Genomic DNA, 703 nt, shown 5'->3' on the forward strand with positions numbered 1-703 from the left:
TGGCCGTCAATAAAATCGCCCGTAAAAGCAGCGACTTCAAGGTCGTCTTTACCGTCCCCGATTTCTGCTGGCCGCCTCCACCCGCTCCCCCTTCCGTTCCACCCATCCCCTTCCCACTCTTTGCCGACCTCGGCGGTGCCAAGACCGTCGCCAAAAACGTACGCCTCAACCGTAAGCCTGCTTTTGTCTTTAATGCCAGTAAGACGCACAAAACTTATGGCGACGAAATCGCCCTTCCTGGCCGCAAAGGGGTAAAGAGCCGCACTGCCACCAAACCTGCCTGGCCGATGCGCCATTCTTCCTCGGTTAAAATCCGCAAACGTTATATCGTGCGTACCGGCGATATGTTCCATATGAACGGCAAGTTCAGCAAAAGACTCCCCCCTAAAACCTGTCTGTCCTGTAAGGGTGCGGTAGGTGCCGGCCGTCCGGTCAATCCGATACATGGTTTGAAGTTTCTGACAAATGAGACCGACTTTGCCTTTGAAGGCATTCTGCCGCTGGTATGGAGCCGCAGTTATTATTCCGACCAAGACGGTACCGGCTGGCTCGGCGAGGGCTGGAGCGTGCCGGGCTGCCAACGCATTATCCGCGATGCGGCGGGATTGGCCTATATCGACGATCAGGGCCGTTTGTTCCCGCTGCCGGAAGTCGATGAAGACGACGAAGAACCGGTATTGTTCGAGAGCGAACAGATTTGGTT

Annotated in this window: 1 protein-coding gene; it reads left to right on the top strand. The window is 55.8% G+C overall.

Annotated features, from left to right (window positions below; translation table 11 throughout):
* Window positions 1-703: DUF6531 domain-containing protein (locus tag HMPREF2596_RS10910; protein WP_168167167.1), on the top strand; the 703-nt coding region annotated here is incomplete at both ends.

Origin of the sequence: Neisseria sp. HMSC078C12 (genome assembly GCF_001838065.1) — a bacterium.
Taxonomy (GTDB): domain Bacteria; phylum Pseudomonadota; class Gammaproteobacteria; order Burkholderiales; family Neisseriaceae; genus Neisseria.